This is a genomic window from uncultured Granulicatella sp., from assembly GCF_963528195.1.
Classification (GTDB): Bacteria; Bacillota; Bacilli; order Lactobacillales; family Aerococcaceae; genus Granulicatella.
The window spans coordinates 1-15,758 of record NZ_CAURVN010000029.1 but is presented as its reverse complement, the minus strand read 5'-3'; the positions used below and the strand labels follow the sequence as shown (position 1 = coordinate 15,758).

Annotated in this window: 11 protein-coding genes and 1 pseudogene; 2 read left to right on the top strand and 10 right to left on the bottom strand. The window is 35.1% G+C overall.

The window, feature by feature from the left end; genetic code table 11:
• Positions 1-116: 116 nt before the first annotated feature.
• The gene (locus RWR88_RS06850; protein ID WP_314451381.1) at positions 117-1,142 is read right to left on the bottom strand and encodes a serine hydrolase domain-containing protein; all 1,026 of its coding nucleotides are present in this window, start codon (positions 1,140-1,142) and stop codon (positions 117-119) included.
• A 122-nt stretch (positions 1,143-1,264) separates the two neighbouring features.
• Between RWR88_RS06850 and cysK the strand changes: the two genes are divergently transcribed.
• Positions 1,265-2,191 carry a cysteine synthase A gene (gene cysK / locus RWR88_RS06845; protein ID WP_314451380.1) on the top strand — a complete coding sequence of 309 codons (927 nt, stop codon included), beginning with the start codon at positions 1,265-1,267 and terminating at the stop codon, positions 2,189-2,191.
• A gap of 49 nt (positions 2,192-2,240) precedes the next feature.
• On the opposite strand, the gene RWR88_RS06840 is transcribed toward cysK, so the two are convergent.
• From RWR88_RS06840 to RWR88_RS06815, 6 genes are all read right to left on the bottom strand, one after another.
• Positions 2,241-3,422 (bottom strand): aminotransferase class I/II-fold pyridoxal phosphate-dependent enzyme, encoded by a 1,182-nt coding sequence (locus RWR88_RS06840; RefSeq protein WP_314451379.1) that lies wholly within the window; start codon positions 3,420-3,422, stop codon positions 2,241-2,243.
• A complete protein-coding gene (locus RWR88_RS06835) occupies positions 3,419-3,913 on the bottom strand; it encodes an Lrp/AsnC family transcriptional regulator (RefSeq protein ID WP_314349951.1) in 495 nt (164 codons plus the stop codon). The genes RWR88_RS06840 and RWR88_RS06835 overlap by 4 nt, the downstream gene beginning before the upstream one ends.
• Before the next feature lie 103 nt (positions 3,914-4,016).
• The gene (locus tag RWR88_RS06830) at positions 4,017-5,141 is read right to left on the bottom strand and encodes a hypothetical protein (protein ID WP_314451376.1); all 1,125 of its coding nucleotides are present in this window, start codon (positions 5,139-5,141) and stop codon (positions 4,017-4,019) included.
• Between the two features lie 330 nt (positions 5,142-5,471).
• Positions 5,472-6,797, bottom strand: a complete 1,326-nt coding sequence (locus RWR88_RS06825) for a C1 family peptidase (RefSeq protein WP_314451374.1) — start codon at positions 6,795-6,797, stop codon at positions 5,472-5,474.
• A 123-nt stretch (positions 6,798-6,920) separates the two neighbouring features.
• Positions 6,921-7,319, bottom strand: coding sequence for a transcriptional regulator SpxA (gene spxA, locus RWR88_RS06820; RefSeq protein ID WP_314349814.1), 399 nt, complete (start codon positions 7,317-7,319; stop codon positions 6,921-6,923).
• A gap of 334 nt (positions 7,320-7,653) precedes the next feature.
• Positions 7,654-8,445 carry a nucleotidyltransferase domain-containing protein gene (locus RWR88_RS06815; RefSeq protein ID WP_314451372.1) on the bottom strand — a complete coding sequence of 264 codons (792 nt, stop codon included), beginning with the start codon at positions 8,443-8,445 and terminating at the stop codon, positions 7,654-7,656.
• A gap of 181 nt (positions 8,446-8,626) precedes the next feature.
• Here RWR88_RS06815 and trpS point away from each other — a divergent pair, with 181 nt between their 5' ends.
• Positions 8,627-9,622, top strand: a complete 996-nt coding sequence (gene trpS / locus RWR88_RS06810) for a tryptophan--tRNA ligase (RefSeq protein ID WP_314451370.1) — start codon at positions 8,627-8,629, stop codon at positions 9,620-9,622.
• Positions 9,623-9,684: 62 nt separating this feature from the next.
• Here trpS and RWR88_RS06805 read toward each other — a convergent pair.
• From RWR88_RS06805 to RWR88_RS06795, 3 genes and pseudogenes are all read right to left on the bottom strand, one after another.
• Positions 9,685-10,080: pseudogene (locus tag RWR88_RS06805) on the bottom strand (CpsB/CapC family capsule biosynthesis tyrosine phosphatase); the annotation flags it as partial.
• Positions 10,081-10,082: 2 nt separating this feature from the next.
• Positions 10,083-11,549 carry an LCP family protein gene (locus RWR88_RS06800; RefSeq protein WP_314451383.1) on the bottom strand — a complete coding sequence of 489 codons (1,467 nt, stop codon included), beginning with the start codon at positions 11,547-11,549 and terminating at the stop codon, positions 10,083-10,085.
• 381 nt (positions 11,550-11,930) lie between these two features.
• A partial coding sequence (locus RWR88_RS06795; protein ID WP_314451369.1) for an Ig-like domain-containing protein occupies positions 11,931-15,758 on the bottom strand: 3,828 nt, incomplete at its 5' end.

Genomic DNA, 15,758 nt, shown 5'->3' with positions numbered 1-15,758 from the left:
GGTAGTATCTTTTTGTCTTTTTTTCGTACTTTGTTTCAAATAAAAATTGAGACCTAGGCTCAATTTTTAGTCATGAGACTCGCAAAGCGAGGCTGCTGACGTCCATCGCTACTATATTAAGAAGTCATATTATGGAACGCTTCCTGTTCGTAAAGCTGAATCAATTCTTCTCGTAATTGATTATAAGATGGCGTATCTTCATATTGATAGATGCGATTCGTTAATAAAATCATCGCTTGTTTTGTTGTTAGATTCATCAATACTGTAGTCCCTGTAAAACCTGTATGTCTTAACCAAATTTGTTCACCCACTCGGTCCATATCCCATCCAAGTGATCTTCCAGCTTGTCTTGTCGGTGTCCAGTCCTTCAATAAACTTTGCATCATCTCTGCACTGCAATATTCAAAGTCTCTCAATGTCCCATCATGTAAATATAATTGTACTAAAGTAATACAATCATCCAATGTTGCAAATAGTCCAGCACTTCCACATCTTCTTTGTAAAATGCTTGCTTTTGGATCGTGTACTTCTCCTTGCAGTAATCTACCTCGTCTTTCTTCAAAAGCTGTAGGCACACAACCTTCACTTGGCACTGACCCATAAGTTGCTGTTAGTTTTAACGGACGAGCAATTCTTTCATCAAATAAATCCGCAATCGGCTTACCAAATTCTTTTTCTAATATAATTCCTGCCAACACAAATCCTGTATCTGTATATTTTACCGTATGATGAAATGTTTCTGTGACAGGTAAAGTAGCTAAAGCTTCAATTAAAGCATCCGGCGCTAATTCATTTCTGTTTTCAATATATCCCCATAATCCTGAAGTATGCGTTATTAAATGACGAAGGGTAACTCTCGTATCAGCATTTGGAAACCATTTGATAATTTGTTCGTCCAAATTCATTTCCTGTTTTTCTACCATTTGCACGAGTAAAGTACTCGTTACAAATGCTTTTGTAACGGATGCAAGGTCATAAAATAATCCATCTTCGACAAGATTAGCATCCGATTCTTTTGTAAGTGTCCCTTCAACTATCTTTTCTACTTCTTCGCCTTCAATAAAAGCAACACTAAATCCCGGATAAACACCATTATTCATGAATTCTTGAATCTTTCCCATTGTTTTCGGATATTTTTCCATAAAAACACCCCTTTCCTTTAAATTTTTTAAGCAAATCTCTTGTTTTTGTCAAAGTACAGGTCTAAAATACCCCTTAAGCAGCCCTTCAAAGTTGCCCAATTAAATATTTTGGAGGTATTCTTATGTCAAAAAGAGTAAACCATATTACTGAATTAATCGGTAATACACCCATTGTTAAACTAAATCGTTTAACAGATGCAGATAGTGCAGATATTTACGTGAAAGTGGAAGCTTTTAACGCTGGTGGTTCTGTGAAAGACCGCGTTGCACTTAATATTATTGAAACTGCTGAAAGAGAAGGTCAGCTAAAACCAGGAGATACGATTATCGAAGCAACTTCTGGAAATACTGGTGTCGGCTTATCCTTAGTTGGAGCAGCTAAAGGCTATAAAGTCATTACAATTATGCCTGACTCAATGTCTATCGAACGTCGTCAATTAATGGCAGCCTATGGTACAGAAGTACTATTAACACCTGCTGCTGAAGGTTTTGGAGCTGCCGTTCAAAAAGCAGAAGAATTATCACAACAACCTGGTTATTTCTGGGCAAAACAATTTGATAACCCAGCTAACCCAAGCATTCACTATCAAACAACTGGTCAAGAGATTATTGAAGCCTTTGACGGTGAAACACCTGATGCATTTGTTGCCGGAATCGGAACAGGTGGTACCATTACAGGTGTTAGTCGTGCCTTAAAAGAAAAAAATGCTGCTGTTCAAATTATTGGTGTAGAACCTGAAGAAGCTCCATTTATCTCAAAAGGACAAAAAGGAAAACACCGTATCCAAGGAATTTCCGCTGGATTCTTACCAACTATCTTAGACAAAGACATTATCGATGATTTTGAACTAATCCCAAGTGAATTAGCGATTGAAACAGCTAAAAAATTAGCTGCTACAGAAGGGATTCTAACAGGAATTTCCTCAGGTGCTGCAGTTGCTGCTGCACTACGTGTTGCTAAAAAACTTGGAAAAGGAAACACGGTTGTTGCACTTCTACCAGACACTGGTGAACGTTATCTATCAACAGGTATTTTCAATCAAGAATAATCTTTACATTCAAAAACTCCTGTCATCATGAAGTGACAGGAGTTTTATTTTACGAAATTTCACCATTTCTTAATTTATGAATAAAACTTTCTAGACGTTCGATTGCTTTTTTCAAACTATCTAATGAGTAGGCATAAGAAATTCGAACGAATCCTTCTCCACTTTCACCGAAGGCAGATCCCGGAACAACCGCTACACGTTCTTCTTGCACTAATTTCGTCGCAAATTCCTCAGAAGTCATGCCAAATTGAGAAATATTTGGGAAAATATAAAACGCTCCAAATGGTTCAAAACATGGAATCCCTAATTCTTCCATTTTTTTCAATAAATAGCGTCTGCGTTGATTATAACTTTCTCGCATTTCAATCACATCATCATCACAATTTTTCAAAGCATCAATCCCCGCATATTGGCTTGTCGTTGGTGCTGCCATAATCGTAAATTGATGAATTTTAATCATTTGTTTCATCAACACTTCAGGAGCTAGAGCATATCCCATTCTCCATCCAGTCATGGCAAAAGCTTTTGAGAACCCATTAATTAAAACGGTTCTTTCTTTCATCCCTTCAATTTCCACAATACTTACATGACGATTTCCTGTATATGTTAATTCAGAATAAATTTCATCCGAAATCACAACAATATTATGTTTCAAAATTACTTTCGCAATCGCCTCTAAGTCTTCACGACTCATCACTGCTCCTGTCGGATTATTTGGAAAAGAAAGGATGATTGCTTTTGTTTTTGGAGTAATCGCTGCTTCTAATTCTTCCGGTGTTAAACGAAATTGATTTTCCTCTTTTAGCGGAATTCTTACAGGTACTCCATTCGACAACACAATACATGGTAAATATGATACATAACAAGGCTCACAGAAAATCACTTCATCTCCTGGATTTAATAAAGCACGCATTGCTAAATCAATTGCTTCACTTCCTCCAATCGTTACAAGCGCCTCCGTCATTGGATTATAATTAACTCCTTGTTTACGTTCGATATAACGACAAATTTCTTGACGTAATTCTTTCAAACCGGCATTGGCTGTGTAAAAAGTTCTTCCTTTTTGAAGAGAATAAATCCCTTCTTCTCTTACATGCCAAGGAGTATCAAAATCTGGTTCCCCTACCCCTAAACTGATGACATCTTCTAATTCATTGGCAATATCAAAAAAGCGACGAATTCCCGAAGGTTTAATTCCTGTTACTTTTTGACTTAATAATGATTCAATCATGGAGTAACCACCATCCGTTTATCTCCACTCTTGCCAACAAACATTGTGCCATGGTCTTTATATTGTTTTAACACTACATGTGTTGTCGTAGATTGAACTTCTTCAATAACTGATAAACGACTAGAAACAAATGCTGCGATATCTCTCATCGGTGCTTTTTTCAATTTCACCATGAAATCATATCCACCAGACATTAAATATAAATCTTCTACTTCAGGGAAGTGGTAAATTTTTTCTGCAATACGATCAAATCCCATTCCTCGTTGAGGATTTACTTTTAATTCGATAACAGCAGACACATTCACATCATCTGTTTTTTCCCAGTTAATTAATGTATGGTAACCACAAATGACCTTTTGTTCTTCTAATTCTTTAATTCTACGTTGAACTTCATCTGGTTCAATCGCTAATAAAGTCGCAATTTCTTCAGTTGTTAATCGACTATTTTTTTCAATTAATTTTAAAATTTGTTCATTAACATCTTTGAACATATTTCTTCCTCCTATACTGATTCTCTTATAAAAGAAACCTATCTTCTTTATTGTATCCTACTTTTCTAAAAAAAACTAATGCTTTATTCATTTTTCTATTCTTTTATTTTCTAGCCCATTTACTAAATGCATCTAGCGATTGATGCAACCATTGACGGGATTTTTTTTGAAATTGTTGAAGCTTATTTTTCTTTTTCATTGGTACATGGATAACAGGTTTTTGGATGTTCACTTCTTCCGTTACCAAAGCATTTTTTACAATAAAAGCATGAACTTCTGCATTGTGTTTCCCTTGCTTCATACGACTTACAATTTTCGTTTCTAATAAAATACTGCTCTCTTGAATCGTAAAAGAATTTTCCTTTTTCGATAATAATGCCATCATTTCAATTCCACTATAGCAACAAGCGCTCAGTACCATTACTAAATAATAAGATTGTTGATGTACAAAGCATAATTCTTGATACGATTGGAATTTCCTCTGATAAAGATTTCCCAGTACTTCCATCATTCGATTCGCATCTGTTTGATTTCCAAAATAAGCAAAACCTCTTCCTAAAATTTCGAATATCTGTCTGAATACTTGACGTGCATCTGTAGAAGTTTGAAAAATACGATTCATTTCCTCTTCCACAGTCTGTTTTGCTAAATGTAGTTTCTTCTTACAATCTATCTTTTGCAAACTCACTAATGTTTCTGCTTTCGTCACTTTTGCACTCTCTAATAATAAATCCAGTAATTCTTCTAATCCAAAGGCTGGAAGGTGTACTGATTCATAAATTGGATAAGCCTTTGCCATGACATTAATGATTCCTTTTACAGGAAGAGATAAATCGACTAATTGACTTTGAAATTGTTCAGCTTTTGTTCCAATAGACTGTGTTAAAGCAACAATCGTTGGAAGTTGGTTTGTAATTCGCAATAACGTTTCTTTCGTCTCAAGAGAAAACTCATCGCTAGAACCTTTCAAGCAAAAAATACAGGCATCATAATCGAATGAGTTTGGAAGTTCCCCTAATAGCGAGTACTCATCCACTTGGAATTGTGGAATACTTTCGTTTTTCTTTAAATCAAATAAAGATTGAATTAACGTTGTTTTCCCAACACCAGACTCGCCTATGACTAACAGACGATACGTTGGAAGTTTTTGCCATTGACTTTCTAGCGCTTCTTGAAAAATATTTACCACTTCCACTACCTTCTCTCCCTTCCATAACGCAATTATCATACCATATTCTCCCTAAAAACTCTTGTATCTAAATGGTTAAATTTTTATTAGGATTTTTGAAATGCTAAAGAAAAAAGGCAGAAGCTAAAAAACTTCTACCCGTTTATATCCATTTGCTACTTCAGATATGTCATATTTTTATACGCACTCTCATCCTTACACGCAAAAAAGGAAATGACTTTTTATAGTAGCGCAAGCACTAGAATCCACACTGGATTCTAGTGCAGAAAAAATTGAGACCTAAGGCTCAATTTTTAGCAATGAGATTCGCTTTTGCGAAGCTGCTTGCGTCCTCCGCTACTATATCAAAAAGTCATTTCCGATCTATTATTAGGCTAACGAGCCCATGGGATCCCATGGTGCTAATACGATTGGTTCAGAATCAAATGCTGCTAATTGCTCTGGTGTTAAAAACTCTTTACGAACTACAATTTGATACGTAAATTCATCCATCCATTCATCTGACATCATCCAGAATCCATCGACCCCAGATTTTTCTCCCCAACTATTTTCTACTTTCCAACGAGTTGGTTTTCCATTTACTAAATCTACCCCAGTTAATACCATGGCATGTGTCATTAAACTTTCTCCATATTCTAAGCGATCCGCTTTAGAAAGTTTGAAATCTAACCCCAATAAACCTTTCAAATCATAATGATCCATTGCCATTAATCCAGTATCACGACCTGAGAATTGACCTACATCACAACCAAACCAAATCGATTCGCCTTGTTCTAATTGTTGAATCGCAAGTTTCTTGAAAGTATCCATTTCTACATTTAAGTATTTGACAGGAGTTCCTCCAACAACGTTTCCTAACATTTCAACAGTATAAGAGCGATTATAAGGTTTGTCTGCTGTTGGTGCATTAATAATTGATACATATTGATCTAAATCTAACCCTACAAACTGTTTATAAAATGTTTGTGGTGTTAAATTTTCATAGTGATGATATTCTTTATCTTTATCACGATAAGAAAAATCAAACACTTCTGGTGGAGTTCCCAAACTGATAGCTAGTAAATCATAGACTTCCTTCATCAATTGTTTACGAACTTCCAAGATTTTTTCTTCAGTAGCTCCCCCTGCTACTAAATCTCTTAAAATCTTCGCATCTTCACGAAGTTTTTTGTTCAAGTATTTATTCAACTCTCCTGAAGCTGAACTACTAAAACTTTCTGGCATTACTGCCTTTGGTACGACACCATACTTATTAAAGATGGAAACAATCATATCCCATTGTCCACCATCTTGTTGTGGTGTTTGAAGTAAGAAGGCAACATTACGACTAGTAATCGGTTCATGAGACGTTTTTAAAATATTCTCATGGAAGAAATTAGCCTTCTCATATTTATCCCAGAAAAAAGTATAGCTTTGAGAAAGTTCAAATTCCTCTAGCTTAAACTCATTAAAGATTTTATGACGGAACGTGTTTAATGCAGCAAACATCCAACATCTCCCAGATTGTTTTTGGTTTGCCACCTTTCCATGTTCCAAATCAATGGAATAAACGGGTGGGTTTTTCACGATTGCCTCTACATTTTGGCTAGAAGCGTGAATCCCATTTTTCACAGTTGCATGTTGTGCAACTTTCTTTTGTCCGTCAGCTTGAAATTTTTGACGGAACTCATCAGTCATGTCTTTTGTTAAAAACATATACTCATCTCCTTTTCCTTTTATATTCTACATCATACTCCTCTTATGCTATTTTTTTCAAGCAAAAAGATAGTATTTTTATAAAAATAAAAACACTGTAGAAATTTCTACAGTGCCTCATTCTTAAAAATTCACTAATCTTTGGGCTTGATCTAATTCAAAAGCTCTTACTTCACGAGGTAAGAAACGACGAATTTCATCTTCGTTATATCCTACTTGGAATCTCTTTTCATCCAACATAATTGGACGACGTAATAAACCTGGGTTTTCTTGAATTAAAACAAATAATTTATTCAAAGGAACTTCATCTAAATCTAAGTTTAATTCTTGGAAAGCCTTTGAACGTGTTGAAATAATCTCTTCAGTACCATCTTCCGTCATGCGTAAAATGTTTTTAATTTCGTCAATAGTCAATGGTTCAGAGAAAATATTTCTTTCAGTATATGCGATAGTGTGTTCTTCTAACCATGCGCGTGCTTTACGGCATGAAGTACAACTTGGTGATGTATATAATGTAACCATAAATCGCTCCTTCTCGATAAGCTAGTTTAGATGGGCTCATCACGCTTTATATTATATATTATTTTTAAAATAAAATCTATACAATTTTCGTAATTTTTTAAAATTTTCACAAATTATTTTTTTAAGATTCTCTAAACCTATTTCATTAAAATACGATTATTTCAAGGCTTAATCTTTTCTTAACATTTGTCAAGCAATATCCTTTTTCACATTTCCGTATTATTCCGATTAGGAGCCCATTTCTTAACTTATTTACAACCATTTTTCAGAAAATTTTTCACCACTAATTCTATAAACCTTATCAAAACAACCTATCTTTTGATTCCTTCATTTTCTAATCACACTCTTCTACTAATGCTCTAAGATGGACTAATAGAGTAGACAATACTTTTACCGCTTGCTCTTGCTTATCAGGGCTGTAAAGAGTTTGAAAATAAGCTTGAATATTCTCTTCAAAATCTTTTGGTAAAAGAACACATTGTTCTTTAGCATACTGTAACATACGTTTTTCACCTGGATGAAGTTGTTCATTAAGTGCAAACAATAAATCAAAATAAGACGCAAAAAATTCACTGCTTCGATGATTCATACTTAATAAATCTTGACGTTTAATAGCTTTTTGAATTTGTTTAGAAAAAGCTGGCATCCCTTGTTCTAGTAATAATAGTTGTTTACTGATGATATTTCTTTTTAACGCTGATGGATAAGGCAAATGATATTTACTCTTTAACTGAGCATAGCGCCCGTCTTTATCATAAAGAATTTTACTGTGCATTACATTATACCACATACATGTCGTGTAAGAATTTTGAGCTTGATGATTAAAAATTACATTTTCTAACTCTTTATCAAAACTATCTAATGAACGATAAATTAATTCAATCTCTACTCCATTTTTTAAAACACAATCATCCTCTAATTCCCAAAATTGATTCCCAATTTCCATATAGGAACAGTAATTACTAAGAATTTCTTTTCTAATCTTTTCAGGTATAGGTGCTGTCAAATAGACATAGACATCATAATCAGAATCTTTATCATAATTTTCTCCAGCTCGTGATCCTCCCAGAACAATCGCTTCTACTTGCTCTAATTTTTCCAATTCTTTAAAAAGATTTTGCGGCATTATTGAATATCTCCTTATATTTTTATCAAATTTTGAAAACTAAGCATATAATAACATATTTACTGCAAAGATAACTACATTTCCTTATTATGAGCCTCCACAAAAACATATTTTTTTGTGTAAATTTTCCAAAAATACGGTATAATAAGACTAATTCATTGAAATTTAAAGGAGAATACAAATGACTAAAAAGAAAATTTTCTCTGGAGTACAACCTTCAGCTATTCCAACCATTGGAAACTACATTGGTGCGATGAAAAACTTCGTTGCCTTACAAGACGAATATGACTGCACATACTGTATCGTAAACCAACATGCAATTACGGTTCCACAAGACCCTAAAAAATTAAAAGAACAAACTCGTTCACTTGCTGCGTTATACTTAGCAATTGGATTAGACCCTGAAAAATCTACAATTTTCGTTCAATCTGAAGTTCCAGCACATGCTCAAGCTGCATGGATTGTACAATGTAATGTAGGTGTCGGCGAATTAGAACGTATGACACAATACAAAGATAAATCTCAAAAACAACAATCTGTATCAGCAGGTTTATTAACTTATCCACCTCTAATGGTAGCAGACATTGTTTTATACAATGCTGAAGTTGTTCCTGTTGGAGAAGACCAAAAACAACATATGGAATTAACACGTGACTTTGTCGCTCGTTTTAACAGCCGCTACGGAAATGGTAACGAGTTATTAAAAATGCCAGAACCATTTATTCCAAAAGCTGGAGCACGTGTTATGAGCTTACAAACACCTACGAAAAAAATGAGTAAATCAGATGCCAATGTTAAAGAATACATTAGTATGTTAGATGACCCAGCAACGATTCGTAAAAAAATCAAGAGCGCTGTAACAGATTCAAGTGGTATCATCGAATACAACCCAACTGAAAAACCAGGAATTTCAAACCTTTTAACAATCTTTAGCGCATTTTCAAACCGTAGCATTGAAGATTTAGTAGAAACTTATAAAGACTCAGGATATGGTACATTTAAAACTGATTTAGCAGAAGCAATTGTAGCAGTGATGGAACCAATCCAAAAACGTTACTATGAATTACTAAACTCTAAACAATTAGATGAAATCTTAGATGAAGGAGCTAAAAAAGCGAACGCTGTTGCTTCTAAAACTCTTCGTAAAATGGAAAAAGCTGTCGGCTTTGCAAGATAATATTAAAAGCACTCTCGACCAATCGAGAGTGCTTTTTCAATGCTTCATTCAGAAAATCAACCAGGAGTAATCCCTTGCATCAAAAGTTTTGTTAATGCGGCATGCATATCACGATAAGCAGTATTCATACTAAATTCAATTAATGCATATCGTGTTCCATTGAGTGTCGGTAACTTCCCTTTTTCAAATCGTTCTAACACATCACTGGTATAGTAGATTTTCGCACCAAAAAGTAGCGTCAAATCTTCCGCTACTTCTTTGGCAATTTGTCGTGCTAATTGAAATTGTTCTATCATCACTCTTTCTGATGTTTCAAACATTCGTTTTCATCGATGAGAGGTTGATACGATTGTTCGAACTCCTTGTTCGTAAGCATGTTCTAGCAATGCTTTTGTTTCTTCAATGGTTTTTGGCCCATCATCAACGCCACAGAGAATATGTGAATGAATATCAATCATTTTTATTCTCCTTTCAACACCGATGTCATAGCAGCTTTCACGCTTGCTAAACTTTCCTGACTCACTTCCATCATATATAATTGGCTTCCTGGCATTGCATATGAAGGCAAATCCATTCTTCCTGTTCCTTTAAGATCTTGTGATTGTACACCATATTTACCACCTGTTTCTAATTGACGATTCACTAAATCTGTCATTACTTCAACAGGCATATTCGTTTGTACAGATTCTTGCAATCCTTGAATAACGGCTGAATAGTTAGCCAGTACTTCTGCTGAAGTTAATTTTTGAATGATGGCTGTAATTACTTTTTGTTGATTACGTCCACGGTCTCTATCTCCATCTGCTAACGCATAACGTTCACGAACAAAACCTAGAGCATCTTTAGAGTTTAAATGAAGCATTCCAACTGGATAATGCTTTCCATTATTTGTATGAGCATTAAATTCTTGATCATTATAGACATCAATACCACCTAATAAGTCAATTAATTTCAAGAATGAAGTGAAATTTAAACGAGCATAATAGTTAATATCAATACCATATAAATTTTCAAGAGTATGAATAGAAGCATCTACTCCATACATCCCTGCATGTGTTAATTTATCATATTGATTATTTCCACCGTCCGCAATTGGAACATAAGAGTCACGAGGTGTAGTCGTTAATAATACATCTTTTGTATCAGTATTTACTGTCATTAAGATATTCACATCTGAACGAGAAGCAGAATTAATCGGCCCATAAGTGTCAATTCCACTGACATAAATTGTCATTCCGTTTCCTTTACTTACTTTAGGACCTTTAACCTTTTTCTTCACACCCATTTTGTAGATTTTTTTGATTATATCTGCATGATTAGGATATTCAGATTCGATAATATTCTCAAAAGCTTCATTTAAAACAATAGCTTTCACTTCACCAGATTGTAATTGTTTATAAGCTTCAAGATAAGATTCTATGGACGTTACTGTCAATGTTTGTTTTTGTTGTTTTTGAACATCATCGATTAATTTTTGAACATTCTCCTGATCATTATCCATCGGTGCTGCTACAGATTCAAGTTGTGAAACAGACTCAATTTCACTATCTTTCAACACTGCAATACTCATTGTATAATTAGAAACTGCTGCTGTTTCGTTTAATTTACTTGTAACAGATACAAATTGCTGAATCCCAAAGACTCCAATTGATCCTAGCGTAATTCCAAAAATCAATAACAACAATGTAAATACTTTTGCTATTTTCTTTTTTATAAATATACCTGCTCCAATTGCTAATAGAACAGCAAGTACTGTAATAATAATATTTAACCAACGAAAAGCTAGCAAATTATATCGAAACATTTGGAACAATACAATTCCTGCTAGAATCACATATCCACCCATCAGGATATAATTAATCCCATCTAATACTTTTAATGATCCTTTTCTTCTATGATGATTTTTCCGCACATTAACACCTCTCATTAATGATGGGAGCAAAAAATAGACAGACTCCCAGTTAACTGATTGACTTACAATTTTCTTAATTTACTATACAACTAAATCTTGATTTTATCAATTTATGTATATGTTTCTAAAGAAAGAATATAGATTCTTAAATAAAAATCAGAATAATGAATATATATTTTGTTTTTAAGTGTAAAAAACTCTTTTTATCATTAATAAACATAAAGATTTAACCGATTCATTCTTTTCTGTCCCACTAAAACGATTGAGGAAATATTTTTTTCGGAACATGGTTTTTCATAGAGTTGCTGATATTATTCTTATTTATTAAAAATAATCAAAAAAGCACTCTCGAAACCGAGAGTGCTTTTTACTTCGTTCATCTTTTAGAATAAGAGATTACTCTTCTTCTTTTTTAGTTTTTCCTGAAACTGCAAGACCTAATCCTGAAAGGATTGCACTTGCTGCTGCGCCAAAGATTGCTACTTCTTGACCTGTTCCTGTTTGAGGTAATTCTTGACGAACTACTTTTTGTTTTGGAGCTGGTGTTGCAACTTTACGATAAATGTGACGTACATTGCCGTTTGCGTCTTTTTCAGTTTTCACCAATTCATATCCTGGGATATCTTTACTTGGTTGTTCACCATTTTCATCTGGAGTAATTTTTTCTCCATTTTCATTTACAAATGATGTTACCACTTTTTCTTGTGGAGCTGGTGTTTTAACTTTACGGTAAGTATGACGTACATTGCCGTTTGCATCTTTTTCAGTTTTCACCAATTCATATCCTGGGATTTTCTCACTTGGATGTTCTCCATCTTTTGTTGGACGAATTGGGTTACCATTACCATCTACATAAGAAGTGATTTTCTTCTCAACTGCTGGAGTTGGAGTAGGTGTTGGTGATGGTTGTGGTGTTGGTATTTTTTCGTAGACATGTTCAGTATCTCCATTTGGAAGTTTCTTAGTTTCTACGAAGCGGTAGCCTGGGATTTCTTTCTTAGGTTGTTCACCTTTTTCAGTTGGAACTTTTGGAATTTCATTTCCATCTTTATCCTTGAAGAATGTTCTTACTTGTTCATAGATATGACGAGTATTTCCATGCTCATCAGTAATTGTTTCTTTATATCTGTATCCCGGAATATCTTCCTTAGGTTGATTTCCATCTTTACTTGGGAATCCTGGAATCTCTTTACCATTTTCATCTACGAAGTCTGTTCCTGGACGAACTGTTGGAGTGTAAGTCGCAGAGATTGTTTTTCCTGCTTTATCTTTTCTTACAACAGTTACACCTTCTCCTGTTCCTACGTAATCTTTTTCTGGAGTGAATGTTACTTTACCATCTTTATCGATAGTATACGTTCCTTCTCCTTCTACAGTTCTTGTAGTTGTTCCATCATCAAATGTTGGTGGTACATCTAAATCAACGTCTCCTTTAAATTCTGGAGTGTTAGATTGTGGAGTATTCTTAGCACCTTCTGATGTTTTGTCTACAGTCTTCGTTACTGGAGTAACTGTTGGTGTGTACTTAGCTGTTACAGGTGTTCCGTTTTTATCTTGACGTTGAACTGTTACACCTGTTGCTGTTCCTAAGAATTCTGGTTCTGGTGTGAATGTTACTTTACCATCTTTGTCGATAGTATAAGTTCCCTCGCCATCAACTGTTACAGAATCAACTGGATCACCTGTCTTAGGATCGATTAGTTTCGCTGGAACATCCTTATCAATTTCAACAGTTTCTTCTTTTCCTTTGATTTTCACTGATCCACCTTGGAATTCTGGTGTTCCTGTTTGTGGTTGACCTTTAGGTCCTACTGATGTCTTATCTTCTCCAGTTGGCGTTACTGGCACTACTTTTGGAGTATACTTCGCTGTTACTGGCGTTCCATTCTTATCTACACGTTGAACTTCTACACCTTCTCCTTTTCCAGTAAATTGTGGTTCTGGTTGGAATTTAACTTTACCATCTTCGATTGTGTATGTTCCTTCTCCAGGAATTACTACTGGTTCATCAGTTGGTTCTCCTGTTTCTGGATCAAGAAGTTTAGGTGCTTTTGTTTCATCAATCTCAACAGTTTTTGGTACACCATTAACCGTTACTGTTCCACCTTTGAATTCTGGTAATCCTGTTTGTGGTTTACCTTGAATATCTTTAGATTTAGCTGGTGTTGCTGTTGGAGTTACACCTTTAACTTTAGGTGTATAGCTTGCTTCTACAGGTGTTCCGTTCGCATCTTTCACTTGAACAGTTACCCCTGTTGCTTGACCAGTAAATTGTGGTTCTGGTGTGAATGTTACTTCTCCAGTCTTAGGATCGATTGTGTATTTTCCTTCATCAGGAATCACTATTGTGGTTTTATCAGTTGGCTTCCCTGTTTCTGGATCGATTAATTTCGCTGGTTGCTCATCAGTAATTGTAATTGCAACATCAGTATTTCCTGGTGTGAATTTTGGTGTTCCATTTTGTTCAGTACCTTGTACATCTTCTGACGTAACGTCTTCTCCTGTTGGTTTAACTGGAGTTACCGTTGGAGTGTATTTAGCTTTTACAGGTGTTCCGTTTGTATCTTCACGTTGAACTTCTACACCTGTAGCTGTTCCTGTAAATTGTGGTTCTGGTTGGAATTTAACTTTACCATCTTCGATTGTGTATGTTCCTTCTCCTTCAACTGTTACAGAATCAACTGGATTACCTGTCTTAGGATCGATTAGTTTTGGAGCTTTTGTTTCATCAATTGGAACAACTTTCTCTTCGTCATTAACCGTTACTGTTCCACCTTTGAATTCTGGTAATCCTGTTTGCTCTTTACCTTGAATATCTGTTGTTTCAGCTGGTGTCGCTGTTGGTGTTACAGGTTTGATAGTAGGTGTGTAAGTAGTTTTCACTGGAGTTCCGTTAGTATCTTTTGCTTCAATAGTTACTGGCGGAACTGGTCCTACGTATGTTTTGTCTTCTGGTGTGTATACTGCAACTGGATCTTTACCAGGTTCTTTTACAAGTGTATACTTACCGATTACTTTATTTGGATTTTTTGGATCTTTTACAACTACTTCATTAGTTGGTTGTCCATTTTCACCTAATAATGTAACTGAATCTGGATTAATCGGTACTGGATCTGATTTAATTTTGTTTCCAACTGGATCTTCTAAGTCTGCAGTTCCACCTTTGAATGTAATAGGTTGTTTTTGAGTTGCACCTTGTACATCAGTTGATTCAGCTGGTTTAGAAGTTGGTTTAACTCCTACAATTACTGGAGTATAATCAGCTGTTGCCGGTGTATTGTTTTTATCCACACGTTGAACTGTTACTGGTTGTACTGGTCCTACATATGATTTATCCGTTGGTGTGAATTTCACTTCCCCTGTAGTCGGATCTAATGTATACTTACCGATTACATTTCCTTCTGGATCTTTCGCTGGAAGTTCATTTGAAGGAACAGGTTGTTTCGTTTCTGGATCAAGTAATGTTGCTGGTTTATCGTAATCGATTGGCACTGCTTCATTTCCTGGTTTGAAGTAAAGTTTACCTTTTTGTTCTTGACCTTGTACTCCTGTAGTCAAATTGTTAAATCCTTCTGGTACTACAGGTTTAACAATAGGAGTATATTTAGCGGTAGCTGGTGTTCCATTTGTATCTACACGTTTAACCGTTACACCTTTAGCTACACCTGTGAATTGTTTTTCAGGTTGGAAGTGAACTGTTCCGTCTGGATCTACTGTGTATGTTCCTTCTCCTGGTACTACTTTTTCAGTTTTACCATCTTCAAATGTTGCCGGAACTTTATCATCAATTGGGAATTCAGGATCTCCTTCAGTAAATTTCACTTTACTTTGTTGAGGTAATCCTTGAAGGTTTGTAGTAGTTTTATCTTGTCCTTCTGGTACTACTGGAGTCACAGTTGGAGTATAAGTTGTTTCTACTTTTGTTCCGTTTTTATCTGCCGCAGTTACTTTCGCTGGGTCTGGTGTTCCAGTGAAGTCTTTATTTGGTTGGAATGTAATCACTCCAGTTTCTGGGTCTAAAGTATAAGTACCTACTTCTTTTCCATCTTTAAGAGCTGGCATTGTTGTGACTTCATTACCTTTTGAATCTACAAGTTTCACTGTAGATTTATTGATTGGTGCTGTTTCGTCACCTTCTTTGAACATTGTAGTTGCATCTTGAGTTTGTGGTTTACCTTGTTTTCCACTTGTCTCTTTTGGTTCTGCAGTTGGTTCTACTGCTTC